Below are 16,038 nucleotides of genomic sequence, written 5' to 3'. Positions count from 1 at the left end.
CATATTGCCAGCAATTCTAAACAACTGTATCATATTGCTATTATGCGTTACCTAGCTTAGGTTTATAAGGAGGTTTCATCTTTGGAAATACCCGGCCTAGATATGATCTTATTTTTAATTGTAATTGGATTTTTAGCAGCATTTGTAGATTCAGTTGTTGGTGGTGGTGGATTAATAACCGTTCCAGCCTTACTATTTACAGGTTTATCTCCTAATATGGTCCTTGGGACGAATAAGCTCGGTGGCACCCTTTCCTCCTTAACAAGTTCAGCGTCTTTCTTATCTTCCGGTAAAATAAACATACGGCTTGTTGCATGGCTTTTTCCACTATCCTTTTTAGGCTCAGTTGGAGGAGCTTATGTCATTCACCTTATACCATCGGGCTTCTTGAAGCCGCTTGTCATTACACTGCTTGTGATCGTAACCATTTATACCTTATTTAAAAAGAACTGGGGAGCCCAAACGACCTATAAAGCTATGACAATCGGTAAAGCAATCCTACTTATCATCATTGCTTCCGTCATTGGTTTTTACGATGGTTTCTTTGGACCAGGGACAGGTTCCTTCTTGCTGTTCGTATTTCTCTGGTATGGTTTTGATTTCATTGGGGCTTCCGCTAATTCCAAGGTTCTGAATTTGGGAAGTAACCTTGGCAGCTTGATAACATTTATCCTAATGGGTTCTGTTAATTTTTATTATGGCATACCGCTCGGGCTTTCGATGATTGTTGGTGCTCTAGTCGGATCCCGATTTGCGATTCGTAAAGGAGCTGCTTATGTGAAGCCGCTATTTATTGGAGTGACTGCATTACTTATTGGTAAGCAGTTATGGGATGTATTCCATTAAAAATGTACCATTAAAATTGAAAAAGTCATTTTCACAAGAGCGAAGGCTCCGGCGAAAATGACTTTTTTTATTCATTACATCGCTATTGTATCTGAAATGACACGACGCTGCTTTTTGATCAGACGAATCGATAGAATAATGGCACCTGTTCCAATCCCCGAGATGAGTCCAATCCAATACCCATATGCCTCAAGAGAAGTATAGTTCGCAAGAACATAACCTAAAGGAAGCCCCACAATCCAATAAGCAACTAACGTAGCGATTAGAGTCGTGTTTACATCCTTGTAGCCGCGAAGAGCTCCTTGAATGGGTGCTGCAATCGCATCGAATAATTGGAAGAATAACGCATAATACAAGAAAACTTTTGTCAGCTCAATCACCGTTTGATCTTGGCTGTACAATCCTGCAATTCCTCCATTTAAGAAGAATAACAGTACCCCACACAAGACAGACATCATGACAGCTGACACAATACCAATAATGCTGTACTGGGCGGCATCTTTTTTCCGAAGGGCTCCCGCCTCAAAACCAATTGTAATCGTAAGTGCCATTGCAATACTCAAAGGCACCATATACAGCAATGACGCGAAATTCAACGCCGCTTGATGGGCAGCAATTGTATTTGTATTAAATTGACTCATTAAGATTGTAACACCGGCAAATACACTCGTTTCAAAAAAGATCGAAAATCCGATCGGAATCCCAAGCTTAAGCTGCTCTTTCCATGTTTCCCAATGAATTTTATGCCATTTCCCGAAAATGTTGAATGGCTTAAACGATTTATTCCGACTTACAACGAATAAGAAAATAATCAGAATCAGCCAGTGTGTAGCAGCAGAAGCATAACCAGCTCCAACGCCACCAAGCTTCGGAAAGCCACCTTTACCATAGATCAACATATAATTAAGAACGACGTTAATCGGTAATGAAGTCAATGTAATCACCATCGTCACACGAGTACGACCAAGTGCATCAATAAAACTGCGCAATACCGTGTAAATAAACAGTGGTATGATACCAATGGAAAGTGCAATAAGAAAATCATGTGCAATTTGTCGAACATTGCTTTCTAGCTGCATCACATTGAGTATAGGATCAAGTACAAAGCATCCACAGATCAGAACAACGATTGCAATAACGAGTCCTACATACATCCCTTGAAAGACTACAAATGCCACTTTATCTTGACGTTTAGCTCCAATGAGCTGGGCAACAATCGGTGTAATCGCAATCAGAATACCAGTTAGACCCGTATTCACTGGTGTCCAAATACTAGAACCAATTGCCACACCCGCTAAATCACTTGGACTTGCTTGACCAGACATCACCGTATCGAAGAATAACATTAAAAATAATGATATTTGCGTAATTAATATAGGAAATAATATCATAATAAACTGACGTATCTTTTGACTATATGTGTAAGTTTGCTTCATCATCTCATCCTCTACAATAGGATTTGGGCACAATGGTTTATTGTATCATAAATTTCAAATTAAGGGGTACTTAAAAATCATGTTGACATAGGAAAATCTGGACACCTAGCGAATATGATTAGATATGAACCTATGATCATGCTTTATTCACATTACCAAACGAATGGAGTGAAGACCATGCAAGTGAGAATAAACAAGTTAACCCTTGATGTTACGGATAAAGGACAAGGACCTGCATTACTTCTACTTCACGGCTACCCGCTCGATCATCGTATGTGGGATGCACAGATTGAATATTTCAGGCACACACACCGAGTCATCGTTCCTGACTTACGAGGAATGGGGCAATCCGAAGGTACCCCGTCTAATATCACGATCGATCATTATGCGGATGATATCATTACTCTACTTGATGAACTTGGTATCAATCGCGTCACAGTCGCTGGCTTCTCAATGGGTGGTTATGTCCTATTTGCCTTACTACGCAAAGCACCTTCTCGTATCTCAGCCATCGCATTAGTTAATACCCGAGCAGATGCAGATACGAAAGATGGTCAACGAAGTCGCTTGGAAGCTGCACGAAACCTTCTTGAACATGGATCAATTGCAGCACGTCAGGCGATGCTTAGCAAATTGCTATCTGACACAACCCTCCATGATCAACCCCACCTTGCTGATGAAGTAGGAAATTGGATGACAGAGATGGATCCGCTTGGTCTAGTGCATGCGCAGCTTGCAATGGCATTTCGTCCAGATAGCACCAGTATGCTAGCTTCCATTCGTGTGCCTACCATTGTCATAGGCGGTGAGCATGATAAAATCATTCCTCCACAACTGATCAAACAGCTTGCTAACTCAATCCCTAATGCTAAATACCGCCTCATCGCAGAAACAGCTCACTTAACCCCTGTCGAAAAACCCGATGCTTTTAACAATCTATTATCTGATTTTCTTGGAAAAGCACACGTTTAAAAATACATTAAAAAAGCCTGTAAGATCAATTGATCCTACAGGCTGTAAGCTCGTCCTTAGAAGAACTAAAAGCGTTTTATGAAAAAAAGAGTCCTAGTTAATGCTCTACAACAAATTTTTGCGAGCTACACCGCTCTTATAAGCAGCCTCAGCAACCGCTTTACGGATTCGTTCTACCACACGTGTGTCAAAAGCATCTGGAATAATGTATTTTTCATTCAAATCTGCTGGATCAATAACGGAAGAAATGGCTTCCGCCGCTGCAAGCTTCATCTCATCGTTAATGTCTGTTGCCTCACTATCCAGCGCACCCCTGAAAATCCCAGGAAAACATAAAACATTATTAATTTGATTCGGGAAGTCAGAACGACCAGTCGCCATCACTTTCACATACGGAGCCGCAATGGTTGGATCAATTTCTGGCGTTGGATTAGCCATAGCAAATACAATCGGGTCCTTCGCCATATTTTGAAGATCCTCTACTTTCAGCATATTCGGCGCGGATACACCAATAAATACATCTGCTCCTTTGATGACATCTGGCAGTTTTCCATTTTCCATATTTGGATTGGTGATTTGAGCAAAATCACTCCAGTGTGACCGATCGTACTGTATGTTTCGGCTAATCGCACCCTGACGATCAACCCCAATCAGATTAACAGCCCCTGCTCGCAGAAGCATTTTGGAAATCGAGATACCCGCAGCGCCACAACCGTTTATGACGATTTTGACGTCTTTTATATTTTTGTCGCATACCTTCAATGCGTTCAGCAAACCGGCTAACACGACAATGGCAGTTCCGTGCTGATCATCATGGAAAACTGGAATGTCTAGTTCATCTCTTAGTCTTTTCTCAATCTCGAAGCAACGTGGTGAAGAGATATCTTCCAGATTGATTCCACCAAAGGTCGGCGCAAGTGCCTTGACGACTGAAATGATTTCCTCTGTATCTTTCGTATCGAGACAGATCGGTACAGCATCCACGTCAGCGAACTGTTTGAATAGTGCAGCCTTACCTTCCATGACCGGCATCGCTGCTTTGGGACCAATGTCGCCGAGTCCCAATACAGCAGTCCCGTCCGAAATGACTGCCACTGTATTTTTTTTCGTCGTCAGCTCATACGCCTGGTTCTGATCCCGGGCAATTGCTTGGCACACTTTAGCCACGCCTGGCGTATAGACTTTGGATAAATCCTCTTTGGAAAGAATCGGATTCTTTAATGTTGTTTCCAGTTTGCCGCCTTTATGCAAATTCATAATTTCTTCTAACAGTTCCACAATATCACCTCCTGATAATTGGCTAACACCTTTTTCAATCCACTTTCGATCTTCCGATTGATCTAGCATAATCTGTACATCCGCGCTGCACATCTCGGAATCCTCGTTCTTAATATCAACATGTGTCTTTCCTTTGTAGGTTTCAACGATATTCACTACATTTGCCATATAATCACTGTCACGACGATACTGAATCCGTAGTGTAAAGACATATTGTTCGCTTGTACTATTCAAAACACTAACCTCCTTAGTGAACATTTAATATTCTTATACGAATAGAACTGGCTGTCATGCTTCCGTTTCTGTTAAACGCTTGTCCAACAATCAGCCACCCCATACTGCAATTAGCAGTGTAGCCGCGACTACTGTGAGAGCACCGCCAATCCGTGTAGAAATCTGAGCGAAAGGCATCAATTCCATCCGACCGGAAGCTGACAGAATGGCTACGTCGCCCGTACCGCCAAGACCGCCGCGGCACCCTGTTACAATCGCCGCTTCTACAGGATACATACTGACCCATTTGCCAACAAAATAACCTGTAACAATCATAGCTACGATTACGCTTGCACAAACCAGAATATAAGGAATAGAGATCAGAGCTGCTACATCTTGCAGTGGAATATACAATATACCTAGACCAACCATCAGCGGCCAAGTCAATGTACCAGAAACTAATTTGTACAATTGGTAGGCACCCTGCTCGATTTTCGCTGGCAACACCTTGAACACTTTAAGTAACGCTGCTGCAAAAATCATCAAAATCGGTCCTGGAATACCTACATAAGGCGACAATAGATGACCAGTGATAAATAATCCGCAGGCAAACAACAATCCCGCTCCCATGAGCAAAAAGTCAGGTTTTTCAGCATCATAGGTACTTCCGCCAAGCTTCGTGCCATCTTTGGATTTAACCAGTACGCCATTACCAGTAATGGATGGATTTTTCTCAGCCATTTTCTTAAGAAGCCCCGCGCCAATAATGGCAAATACATTTCCAATCACCGCAGCTGGAATCATTTGTGCTACATAATAACCTGATTCGCCCCCAAGGATTTGTGAGAATGCAATGGATAGCGGCAGAATGCCTTCACCAACACCACCACAGATAATTGGCACAATGATGTAAAACAAGACACGATGTGCGCTGTAGCCGAGCATCATCCCAACTCCAAGGCCAACTGCAACAGCAGCTAACGTTCCAAGCAGCATCGGAATGAAAATACGGATGAAACCGTTGATCAGAGTGGTGCGATTCATTCCAGTGATGCTACCCGCCACTAGAATAGAAATATAGAGATATAGAAAGTTAGACGTTTTCATTAATGTGTGAACGGAATCAGTAACTGAAGGGTTCAGCACATTCCAGAACACCAGAAGTGAAGGAATCATTAACGACAGAATAGCTGGGCCACCAATGTTTTTCAAAATCGGGAGTTTGAAACCTAAATCGCTGAGCAATACACCCATGATGATAATAACAGCAAACCCACCGATCATATCGTTTGGTACTTTACCAAGAGCAGCGGCGGCAAAAATAATAAGTGCTAATACGACGTATACCGGTAACGGAATGACACCTACCTTAAGCTGCATGAGTCGCTGCCACAATCCTTGTTTCTCTTTAGGCAGCTGCCCTTCTCCCCCTAATTCGACTGACGGCTTTATTACATTTTCCATGTCTTATTAACCTCCTTAAATCGTTTACACCCCCATTATAAACGGTTTGAAAGCGCTTTTGTTTTTACGTAAATATTGAATACATTTTGTAAATTTTTAAAGTAAGCGCTATCTTCTTTTCTTCAATTTTCTATTCAAATAAAAAAATGCTGCCATCATGGCAGCAGCAATCTACATTCAGATTTATACAAAATATTTGGATATCGTCATCCTCCCATTAGCTGCAATCTGGTATTTCTGAACGGGTCTCCCTACTGTTCCATACGCCAAGTCCATCTCGAGCACGCCCATCTCCACTAGACCGGCACAATATTTGCTAACCGATACTCGTGAGATTCCGGACAACATAGATATGTCCTCGGCCGAGAACCATCCCGCCCCATCAGACTCAATTACTTTCCAGATCGTTTGAAGCGTCTGCCTTGTGAAACCTTTGGGCAATTCCTGTGACGCTCTCTGTTCCTGACGAAAACGTGTAATCGTATCGAGCTCAGATTGATTAAGGCATTCTTGATAACGAAACAGCCGATTTTGCTCTCTGTATCTACTTAATGCCGCTTGGAACCGACTGAATTCGAAAGGTTTAATCAAATAATCCACAGCCCCGTTCTGCAACGCCACCTGAATACTCTTTTTGTCGCTTGCAGCCGAAATGACAATGACATCTACCTTAATCCCTCTGTGGCGTATTTCGGATAGCAGCTCCAATCCATTGCTTTCTTTCATATAAATATCAAGTAGAATCAGTTCATAGACTCCCTGCTCTAACATACTCAATGCTTCGTCCGGGGAAGAAGCCCAACCTTCGGCTTTGAAACCCTCTACCTGCTCTAAATAAAATTTATTCATTTCCGAAACCATCGGATCATCTTCGACGATAAGTACAGAAATTATAGATGTATTCATTATTATTCCTCACTCTTCGCTTCATATGGTAAGTGAACAGTAAATGCAGTACCTTGTCCTGGGCGGCTCTCCAAGTAAATAGATCCCCTCAGTTTGTCCAGGCTTTTCTTAACCAAATACAGACCAATTCCACGGTCTTTACCCTTTGTAGAATAACCCTGCTCATACAACTGCTCCGCTCTAATTTCAGGTAACCCTATTCCATTGTCTACGACTCGTATTCTCAGCTTTTGGTCTTCGTATAGGAAGCCAATGCCAATCACTTTGTTTGCGCTGCCTAGAGAGGCCTCCAGCGCGTTTTCTAACAGATTTCCAACGATGGTTACTAGTTCACGTGAATTGTCCGGATCAGCGGCTTCAGGTAGTATACCCTCCTCTAGCAGTTCAATCTTAACACCCACCTCACGCCCACGGCTTTGCTTACCTAGTAAAAATCCAGCCATAACGGGATCTTTCACTAACTGGATTACAGCATCAGCTTCATTGTGAATATGAAGCATGGTACCTGCCAGATATTGTTCCAATCGTTCGTATTGTTGCATATGGGTCAATCCTATAATGACATGAAGTTTATTCATAAATTCGTGGGTCTGTGATCGCAGTATATCGGCGTACATGGAAATACCGTTCAGTCTTTCTACAAGAACAGATATTTCAGTCTTGTCACGAAAGCTTGCGATTACGCCTTCTACTTTCTCGCCCACTCTAACTGGAACTACATTGGCCAACAACGTGACTCCACTCTGCTCAACCTCGATATCCTGCAGCGGTTTACCTGTTTCCAAAACCTTATCCATTCGCAGCTGCGGCAAAATATTACCCACCATCTGATTTACAGGATCAGCATCTACACCAATAAGATCCATCAATCGCCTGGCTTCAGTATTCACCAGTGTAATTTTCAAATTTTTATCCACGGCCAGTATACCTTCACGTGCGTATTGGAGCATGGCACTCCGTTCTTCCAGCAGTTTCGAAATGGCTTCAGGCTCCATACCGAACATCATTTTTTTAATTTTATTCGCTAGCAAAACCGCTCCCGCTATCCCCATTACACCACCAAGTATAATTCCCAAATAAATAATCCACTCATTCTGTTTAACCGCAGTATGGACGCTGTCAAGTGAAATGCCTACCGCTACAGCTCCAATCTGTTCTCCGTTTACACCATAAATCGGTGAAAATGCTCTTACTGAATCACCTAGTGAACCTTTGGCTGTGGATACGTTTTCACTTCCGTGTAGAGCTACGATTTCATCGCCGCCAATAAACTGTTGACCGATCTTTGCCGGATCAGGATGGGTATGACGAATACCGTTCATATCAATCACCACCACGAACTGTACATCGTTGATAGTAAGAATATCCTTTGCAAATTGCTGAACAGCATTTGGATCTCCCCGGCCCTCCAGTTCTTCAATTACAGATGATGTTTGTGAAACAGTACGAGCGATTGAGAGAGCTTTGTTTTGCAAAGCATCCTTCGTCATTTCTGTCACTTTCATACCGAACAATACATAAACAACTAACAACACCATTACAACAACGACACAGATCATCAACGTAATGGTCGTCCGCAGTTTCAATGTCAATCTCCCTATTTTCATACTCCCTCACCCCAAAACTCTTTTTTACACAACTGACAGTTATAGAATAAGCATATTGCATGAATCTAAACCCCTGTAAAGATTAGGTCACTCTTATAGATTTAATTATATTTATGTGAATTAGTTCACATGAAGTTCATCATAAATATAGCGCTTTCGTTGATTCTGCCGGAACTCCAAAATACCATCAAAATGATCTTTTGTATATCTATACAGAAAAAGAAAAACATTTTGACTCAAAATGCAAAAGGGATCTGCTATCAAGTCATCTAACTAACTTGAAAGCAAATCCCTTTAAATTGCCGCATTCTCTACTAATTATGCCGGTGAAGGGACTCGAACCCCCACGGTTTCCCTCACGATTTTGAGTCGCGCGCGTCTGCCAATTCCGCCACACCGGCTTTCAACAAAAATTATTATACCTTGTACGCAATAAAAAAGCAAGTATTTTATTGCATTAAATTTCTACTCTTCTTGGTCCCACTTTCGTGAGTAAGCTTTTTTCGTCACATAGAACGTAATACCCACCACTATAACCACACAAAGGAAAGAAATAAAATAGACCATCCCCATCTGCCATACACCTCTTTCTTACCATATTCCTTAACTTCTCTCATCATAGAACAGACTAAGTCCACTGTCACCCTATATAATCCCAAAAAAGAGGGAAATCTACCCTTTTTCATGCAAATGTCGCAAATTTGGTGAAATTACACTTTCATTGATATTTCCTCAATTTTGTATTAGCATTAATCCCTATGCATCATGAGGAAGGAAAGGGTTGGAACTACTTTATTCTGGTGCATACTGATATCTAAGACAAACCGAAGGAGCGTTTTTATTTATGACAACTATAGACATGCCTGCACTGATATTATTAGCCTTTGCCGGACTTGGCATTATAAGTAGCAACGCTACGGTTACTATTGCCATGCTCGTTTTACTTCTGCTTCGAATTACCAATCTACAGCAAGCTTTTCCTTGGCTCGAAAAACATGGCATTACGATCGGGATCATCATCTTAACCATTGGCGTCATGACACCTTTAGCAAGTGGAAAAATATCTCTACAAACCATCATACAATCTTTTTTCCACTGGAAATCCATTCTTGCCATTATTATCGGTGTACTTGTCTCCTATTTAGGAGGTCGTGGCGTACTGCTCATGGGCAATCAGCCAACCGTTGTCGCGGGATTGCTGATTGGTACAGTACTAGGTGTCGCACTCTTCCGTGGTGTTCCTGTTGGTCCTCTAATTGCGGCAGGTATCCTGTCCTTAATAATTGGTAAGCAATAAACTCATACTACCTGTAAGTCATAATTTTAAAAAGGTGCTTACATATGAGATCCATCCTCCAAATCTATACAAATGACCTTAATGGTATAATGAAAAATTGGGTCGTACTCGTGATCATTTCCGGGCTCGTTATTTTAGCTCCCTTATATGCTTGGTTCAATATCGCAGCTTCTTGGGACCCTTATGGAAGTACAAGTGGGCTGCTTGTTGCGATTGTCAACGACGATAAAGGGACAACCATTCAAGGGAAAGACGTGAATATCGGTAATGAAATTGTTAATTCCTTAAAAGAAAATAATCTGCTGGGTTGGAGGTTCGTAGACCGAGCAGAGGCGCAGTCAGGTGTCGAGCATGGCAAATATTACGCAAGCATTGACATTACCCCTGATTTCTCCGAAAAAATAGCTACTATCCTAACTAATGACCCCGTTAAGCCTGAACTCATCTATAGTGTAAATGAAAAAATCAACGCGGTTGCTCCTAAAATTACGGCTACAGGAGCTTCCGGCATTGCCGAACAGATCAGTAAAAATTTTGTTAAAACAGCAACTACTACGATCTTCACCCTATTTAATGAATTAGGTGCCGATATTCAGCAAAACCTCCCTAGCATTGAAAAAGTAAAGCAAATCGTTTTTAAGCTTGAAAGTGAGTTCCCACAAATTAAAGAAATCATCAACCTTGCCTTAACAGATGCGGGTAAAGCCCAACGTCTTGTCAGTAATATTCAAGATAATTTACCTACGATCGAACGGTTATCCAAAAACGGGCAAGAGATGTCATCTGACTTCTTAAACTTTTCAAATAAGGCCGAAGATGCACTGGTCAAAGCCGGTCCTGGTATCAAACAAGATTTAACCATGCTCCAGGAAATTGCATCTTCAACGGAAGACATCACTTCATTACTGATGAACAGTGATATTAAACCGGAAAAAGCTATTCCTACTGCAAAATCTATAAGTGAAAGACTCGGCCTCGCAGGTAAAGCCGTAGATGGTATTGTAGGCTTCTTAAATCGTCTGCAAACAATGGGAGGCAATAATAAACTAGCAAGCGCGATAGACTCACTAAACGGTGTTAAAAATAAATTTAATGAACAACAAAATAATATCCAAAAGATTATTTCATTAATTGAGCAAGGTAAAAAGCCAACAGAAGCCTTAATAAACAACGTCAACCAACTTTCCAAGCAATTAAAACAAGATTTAGGTGGGGTTATTGATGGTTTTGATACTACAATCATGCCTGCCATTCAAAATGCAATCGACAAATCCAAATCCATTGCTAAAGATGTAGGAGATATCCTAGCACAAGCACAAAAGAGTCTGCCAGATGTCACTAGCTTACTTTCTGATGCCGCTAAAGGAATTGATTTAGGGAAAGATGAGTTAGCAAAAGTTCAAAAAGACTTACCTGATATCGAGCGTAAAATACATCAACTTGCTAATAAAATTCGTGAGTTCGAAAACAGTGCAGACATAAAAGAAATTATTGATCTGCTCAAGCACGATATTAAGAAGCAAAGTGACTTTTTTGCCGAACCTGTCCTTTTAAAGGAAAATAAAATATTCCCAATGCCCAACTATGGCTCCAGCATGTCTCCTTTTTTTACAACCCTTTCGTTATGGGTCGGTGCATTATTACTCATTTCTCTTTTATCTGTAGATGTACATCAACCAAGTGCTAATTATAAGAGCTATCAAATATTCTTTGGGCGGTTCCTTACTTTCCTAATGATTGCTCTATTACAAGCCCTTGTAGTAACGCTAGGTGACATTTATATTCTAGAAACGTATGTCGTCCATAAAGGATTCTTTATTTTATTTGCACTTTTTAACAGTACAGTATTCACACTTATCATTTATACGATGGTTTCAATTTTCGGTGATGTAGGTAAAGCACTTTGTATCGTCTTGTTGGTATTGCAAATTTCCGGTTCAGGTGGAACATTCCCCATTCAAGTGACGCCGCCATTTTTCCAAGCAATCTATCCCTTCTTGCCATTTACTCACGCTATTAACATCATGCGCGAAGCAGCTGCAGGCATATTGTGGGATGTTGTTGCAAAGAATTGTATCATTCTTATCATCTATGGTAGTTTAATGATTTTGCTTGGTGTTGCACTCAAGAAAAGTATTAATAAGTTCACCGCGAAGTTTAAAAAAAGGCTTAAAAGCAGCGACCTCATACATTAACTTCTACATTCAATTGAGTTAAATGGATTGGTTATTTTGCCCTCACGATTTTGAGTCGCGCATACTATTCGGAAGATAGCAGAAGATAAGTTCAAGAAGAGGAATCTAATAACTGCGAAAAGCCTTGTTAAATCAAGTTTTTTTGCGCAAGCCCCGTAAATGCTCGTGCCAACTGAAGTTCTTACTGAAAAGTTGAAATGTTAAATTAAATATGCTAGAATACTGTCAAATATGAAACGGGAGTTGAGGAGAATAATGTAAAATTTCTTGCTTAAATTACGAAAGGTAAAACAAAAAATTGTTTTATTCTTTGTAGAGCAAGAAAGTTACTTATTCTTTTCACTCAAATAAAATAACATTTTATCTACCCCATTATTTGGGTTAGCTTTTAACATTGTTTATTTGAGCTACAAGAAAGGTAACTTTCTTGTAGCTTTTTATTTTTTGGATGGAGGAAATTGCCATGTCTTTAATCAATGTGTCTGACCTAACCTTTGCTTATGAGGGTAGTTACGACAACATCTTCGAAAACGTTAGCTTTCAAATTGATACAGATTGGAAATTAGGTTTTACTGGAAGAAACGGTCGAGGAAAAACAACCTTTCTGAATCTGCTACTTGGTAAATATGATTACAGTGGAACCATCTCAGCAAATGTCAGTTTTGAATACTTTCCTTTTCAAGTTAAACACAAGGAACTTAATACCCTGGATGTTATCGACGAAATTTATCCTGACTACGAGTATTGGCAGATCGTACGCGAACTGTCTTTGCTGAAGGTGTCAGAGGATGTGTTATATCGGCCGTTTGAAACCATGTCAAACGGGGAGCAAACAAAAGTATTATTAGCAACCTTGTTTTTGAAGGAAAACAGTTTTCTGCTTATCGACGAGCCAACTAACCATTTGGACATTCACGCACGGAAACTGGTTAGCGATTATCTCAAAAAAAAGAAAGGATTTATTTTGGTTTCACACGATCGAGCATTTCTAGATAACTGTGTAGATCACATTCTTTCTATAAACAAAACTCATATTGAGGTTCAAAACGGTAATTTCTCGGATTGGTGGGAGAATAAACAAAGACAGGATAATTATGAGTTAGCTGAAAACGACAAACTACGGAAAGATATTAAACGGCTGTCTGAAGCTTCAAAGAGAACGAGTAACTGGTCTCACGAAGTAGAAAAAACAAAAAACGGCACTCGAAACTCCGGTTCAAAAGTCGATAAAGGATATATCGGACACAAGGCCGCCAAAATGATGAAACGCTCGAAATCGATTGAACAGAGACAGCAATCCTCAATTGAGGAAAGTTCCAAACTTTTGAAAAATATCGAAAGCGCGGAGAGTTTGAAAATTACTCAACTTACCTATAATAAAAAGTTGATGGTCGAATTAGAGAATGTTTCAATTCATTACGTAGAACACACAGTATGCAACGACGTAACCTTTACCATTGAACAAGGAGAACGTATTATACTTGCAGGTCCAAACGGTTCAGGGAAATCAAGTATTCTCAAGCTGATTCTTGGCGAGGAGATTCCTTTTACAGGAACGTTTCGCAAAGGTAGTCAACTAAAAATTTCATATGTCTCACAAGACACCTCTCATTTGCAAGGTAACTTAACAGATTTTGCAAGCAAGAACGAGATTGATGAGAGTTTGTTCAAAGCGATTTTAAGAAAACTCGATATTTCGCGCATACAATTTGAAAAAGATATGTCTTCATTCAGCGGCGGACAGAAGAAAAAGGTATTAATCGCAAAGAGCTTATGCGAGAAAGCACATCTCCATGTATGGGACGAACCGTTAAACTTTATTGATGTCATTTCCCGTATCCAACTCGAAGAATTATTGCTGGAACATTCCCCGACAATAATTTTTGTTGAGCATGACAGCGAATTTTGTAAAAATATCGCCACTAAAATTGTGAATCTGTAATGTAATTTTATGCTTATTTTATCTCAGGAGGTTGGAATAAATGTTTAGGTGACATTTACATTCTAGGCACGTATGTCGTCCATAAAGGATTATTTAACAGTACGGTATTCACTCTTATTATGTATACGATGGTTTCAATTTTCGATGATGTTGGTAAAGCACTTTGTTTGGTGTTGCACTCAAAAAAGTATTAATAAGTTCACAGCGAAGTTTAAAAAAAGCTTAAAAGCAGCGACCTCATTCATTAACTTCTACATTCAATTGAGTCAATTGGATAGGTCATCTAGCTTACCATCTAACACAAAAAAATAAGCCTTGATGATCATGAATTAAATGATCATCAAGGCTTATTGCTGTAATGCCGGTGAAGGGACTCGAACCCCCACGGTTTCCCTCACGATTTTGAGTCGCGCGCGTCTGCCAATTCCGCCACACCGGCTTGCCAAAAAATAATGGCGCGCCCTGAGAGATTCGAACTCCCGGCCTTTTGATTCGTAGTCAAACGCTCTATCCAGCTGAGCTAAGGGCGCAAAATCTGTGTTGTTAATAAATGGTGCCGAAGACCAGACTTGAACTGGTACGGTAGTCACCTACCGCAGGATTTTAAGTCCTGTGCGTCTGCCGATTCCGCCACTCCGGCGAGTTAATAAAGATTATGGAGGCGCCACCCAGACTCGAACTGGGGGTAAAGCTTTTGCAGAGCTCTGCCTTACCACTTGGCTATGGCGCCACTATCTTTGGAAATGGAGCGGAAGACGGGATTCGAACCCGCGACCCTCGCCTTGGCAAGGCGATGCTCTACCCCTGAGCCACTTCCGCATATATATACTGGGGATATAGGATTTGAACCTATGCATGACGGAGTCAAAGTCCGTTGCCTTACCGCTTGGCTAATCCCCACTATTGTCTTGAAAAAATGGGGCGGACGAGGGGAATTGAACCCCCGAATGTCGGATCCACAAACCGATGCGTTAACCACTTCGCCACGACCGCCACGAAATTTCAGGAAAAATAATTGGCAGGGGCAGCAGGAATTGAACCCACACCAAAGGTTTTGGAGACCTTTGTTCTACCTTTAAACTATGCCCCTATAAATGGTGGAGGCTGATGGATTCGAACCACCGAACTCGAAGAGAGCAGATTTACAGTCTGCCGTGTTTAGCCACTTCACTAAGCCTCCGGAAGAAAATACCTATGGTGCCGTCGAGAGGACTTGAACCCCCAACCTACTGATTACAAGTCAGTTGCTCTACCAGTTGAGCTACAACGGCATATTATTAAGAATGGTGGCTCGGGACGGAATCGAACCGCCGACACGAGGATTTTCAGTCCTCTGCTCTACCGACTGAGCTACCGAGCCTCACATTTAGGCCCATTATGCATAATTAATGCATATTTTGAAAGATAAATGGCGGAGCTGACGAGATTCGAACTCGCGGTCTCCTGCGTGACAGGCAGGCATGTTAGGCCTCTACACCACAGCTCCACATTAGGTTTCTCATGAAGAGAATTTGGTTGCGGGGGCAGGATTTGAACCTGCGGCCTTCGGGTTATGAGCCCGACGAGCTACCGAGCTGCTCCACCCCGCGTTATTATTGAAATATAAATGGTGGAGGCTAACGGGATCGAACCGCTGACCCTCTGCTTGTAAGGCAGATGCTCTCCCAGCTGAGCTAAGCCTCCGTAATGTTGGTGACCCGTAGGGGATTCGAACCCCTGTTACCTCCGTGAAAGGGAGGTGTCTTAACCCCTTGACCAACGGGCCTTGCTAACTTGATTGAAAATAATCTGGCGGAGAGAGAGGGATTCGAACCCTCGAGACGCTTGTGACGCCTACACGATTTCCAATCGTGCTCCTTCGGCCAGCTCGGACACCTCTCCA

The 16,038-nt window shown here is 41.4% G+C and carries 10 protein-coding genes and 17 tRNA genes; 5 read left to right on the top strand and 22 right to left on the bottom strand.

The features are described 5' to 3' along the window. Nucleotides 1-81: 81 nt before the first annotated feature. Nucleotides 82-846: a sulfite exporter TauE/SafE family protein gene (locus tag ACSBOP_RS04585; RefSeq protein ID WP_442603266.1), complete on the top strand. Its 765-nt coding sequence runs from the start codon at nucleotides 82-84 to the stop codon at nucleotides 844-846. A 74-nt stretch (nucleotides 847-920) separates the two neighbouring features. Here ACSBOP_RS04585 and ACSBOP_RS04580 read toward each other — a convergent pair whose 3' ends face one another. Beyond that, nucleotides 921-2,282 (bottom strand): MATE family efflux transporter, encoded by a 1,362-nt coding sequence (locus ACSBOP_RS04580; protein WP_442604375.1) that lies wholly within the window; start codon nucleotides 2,280-2,282, stop codon nucleotides 921-923. A gap of 177 nt (nucleotides 2,283-2,459) precedes the next feature. Here ACSBOP_RS04580 and ACSBOP_RS04575 point away from each other — a divergent pair, with 177 nt between their 5' ends. Further along, nucleotides 2,460-3,254, top strand: coding sequence for an alpha/beta fold hydrolase (locus ACSBOP_RS04575; RefSeq protein ID WP_442603265.1), 795 nt, complete (start codon nucleotides 2,460-2,462; stop codon nucleotides 3,252-3,254). Nucleotides 3,255-3,359: 105 nt separating this feature from the next. Here the strand turns inward: ACSBOP_RS04575 and ACSBOP_RS04570 are convergent, their stop codons facing one another. The 5 genes from ACSBOP_RS04570 to ACSBOP_RS04550 all read right to left on the bottom strand — a co-directional run bounded on the left by ACSBOP_RS04570 (nucleotide 3,360) and on the right by ACSBOP_RS04550 (nucleotide 9,123). Continuing rightward, nucleotides 3,360-4,511: an NAD(P)-dependent malic enzyme gene (locus ACSBOP_RS04570; RefSeq protein ID WP_442604374.1), complete on the bottom strand. Its 1,152-nt coding sequence runs from the start codon at nucleotides 4,509-4,511 to the stop codon at nucleotides 3,360-3,362. 345 nt (nucleotides 4,512-4,856) lie between these two features. Further along, nucleotides 4,857-6,209: a 2-hydroxycarboxylate transporter family protein gene (locus ACSBOP_RS04565; RefSeq protein WP_442603264.1), complete on the bottom strand. Its 1,353-nt coding sequence runs from the start codon at nucleotides 6,207-6,209 to the stop codon at nucleotides 4,857-4,859. Between the two features lie 183 nt (nucleotides 6,210-6,392). After that, nucleotides 6,393-7,115: a response regulator gene (locus tag ACSBOP_RS04560; RefSeq protein ID WP_442603263.1), complete on the bottom strand. Its 723-nt coding sequence runs from the start codon at nucleotides 7,113-7,115 to the stop codon at nucleotides 6,393-6,395. Nucleotides 7,116-7,117: 2 nt separating this feature from the next. Beyond that, nucleotides 7,118-8,722, bottom strand: coding sequence for a DcuS/MalK family sensor histidine kinase (gene dcuS / locus ACSBOP_RS04555; RefSeq protein ID WP_442603262.1), 1,605 nt, complete (start codon nucleotides 8,720-8,722; stop codon nucleotides 7,118-7,120). A gap of 321 nt (nucleotides 8,723-9,043) precedes the next feature. After that, nucleotides 9,044-9,123, bottom strand: a tRNA-Leu gene (locus ACSBOP_RS04550). Between the two features lie 443 nt (nucleotides 9,124-9,566). Between ACSBOP_RS04550 and ACSBOP_RS04545 the strand changes: the two genes are divergently transcribed. From ACSBOP_RS04545 to ACSBOP_RS04535, 3 genes are all read left to right on the top strand, one after another. After that, a complete protein-coding gene (locus ACSBOP_RS04545; protein WP_442603261.1) occupies nucleotides 9,567-10,019 on the top strand; it encodes a DUF441 domain-containing protein in 453 nt (150 codons plus the stop codon). Nucleotides 10,020-10,129: 110 nt separating this feature from the next. After that, entirely contained in the window at nucleotides 10,130-12,214 is a 2,085-nt protein-coding gene (locus ACSBOP_RS04540) for a YhgE/Pip family protein (protein WP_442603260.1), read from the top strand. A gap of 463 nt (nucleotides 12,215-12,677) precedes the next feature. Then, nucleotides 12,678-14,156 (top strand): Lsa family ABC-F type ribosomal protection protein, encoded by a 1,479-nt coding sequence (locus ACSBOP_RS04535; protein ID WP_442603259.1) that lies wholly within the window; start codon nucleotides 12,678-12,680, stop codon nucleotides 14,154-14,156. Between the two features lie 359 nt (nucleotides 14,157-14,515). Here the strand turns inward: ACSBOP_RS04535 and ACSBOP_RS04530 are convergent. The 16 genes from ACSBOP_RS04530 to ACSBOP_RS04455 form a co-directional block, all read right to left on the bottom strand. After that, a tRNA-Leu gene (locus tag ACSBOP_RS04530) sits at nucleotides 14,516-14,595 on the bottom strand. Nucleotides 14,596-14,609: 14 nt separating this feature from the next. Next, a tRNA-Arg gene (locus ACSBOP_RS04525) sits at nucleotides 14,610-14,686 on the bottom strand. Nucleotides 14,687-14,707: 21 nt separating this feature from the next. Continuing rightward, a tRNA-Leu gene (locus tag ACSBOP_RS04520) sits at nucleotides 14,708-14,796 on the bottom strand. A gap of 16 nt (nucleotides 14,797-14,812) precedes the next feature. Then, nucleotides 14,813-14,886: transfer RNA gene (locus ACSBOP_RS04515), tRNA-Cys, on the bottom strand. 14 nt (nucleotides 14,887-14,900) lie between these two features. Next, nucleotides 14,901-14,975, bottom strand: a tRNA-Gly gene (locus ACSBOP_RS04510). 9 nt (nucleotides 14,976-14,984) lie between these two features. Beyond that, nucleotides 14,985-15,056, bottom strand: a tRNA-Gln gene (locus ACSBOP_RS04505). 17 nt (nucleotides 15,057-15,073) lie between these two features. Continuing rightward, nucleotides 15,074-15,149: transfer RNA gene (locus tag ACSBOP_RS04500), tRNA-His, on the bottom strand. A gap of 23 nt (nucleotides 15,150-15,172) precedes the next feature. Next, a tRNA-Trp gene (locus tag ACSBOP_RS04495) sits at nucleotides 15,173-15,246 on the bottom strand. A gap of 5 nt (nucleotides 15,247-15,251) precedes the next feature. After that, a tRNA-Tyr gene (locus tag ACSBOP_RS04490) sits at nucleotides 15,252-15,336 on the bottom strand. Nucleotides 15,337-15,351: 15 nt separating this feature from the next. Then, nucleotides 15,352-15,427, bottom strand: a tRNA-Thr gene (locus ACSBOP_RS04485). Nucleotides 15,428-15,440: 13 nt separating this feature from the next. Then, a tRNA-Phe gene (locus tag ACSBOP_RS04480) sits at nucleotides 15,441-15,516 on the bottom strand. Between the two features lie 49 nt (nucleotides 15,517-15,565). Then, nucleotides 15,566-15,642 (bottom strand) — tRNA-Asp (locus tag ACSBOP_RS04475). 26 nt (nucleotides 15,643-15,668) lie between these two features. After that, a tRNA-Met gene (locus ACSBOP_RS04470) sits at nucleotides 15,669-15,745 on the bottom strand. An 18-nt stretch (nucleotides 15,746-15,763) separates the two neighbouring features. Then, nucleotides 15,764-15,839, bottom strand: a tRNA-Val gene (locus tag ACSBOP_RS04465). Nucleotides 15,840-15,846: 7 nt separating this feature from the next. Beyond that, a tRNA-Glu gene (locus tag ACSBOP_RS04460) sits at nucleotides 15,847-15,921 on the bottom strand. A gap of 24 nt (nucleotides 15,922-15,945) precedes the next feature. Continuing rightward, a tRNA-Ser gene (locus ACSBOP_RS04455) sits at nucleotides 15,946-16,037 on the bottom strand. Between the last annotated feature and the right edge of the window lies 1 nt (nucleotide 16,038).

The sequence above is a fragment of the Paenibacillus sp. KN14-4R genome (assembly GCF_052180255.1).
GTDB lineage: Bacteria > Bacillota > Bacilli > Paenibacillales > NBRC-103111 > Paenibacillus_AM.
The sequence above is the reverse complement of the archived record's forward strand: the minus strand, read 5'-3'. Positions and strand labels throughout refer to the sequence as shown.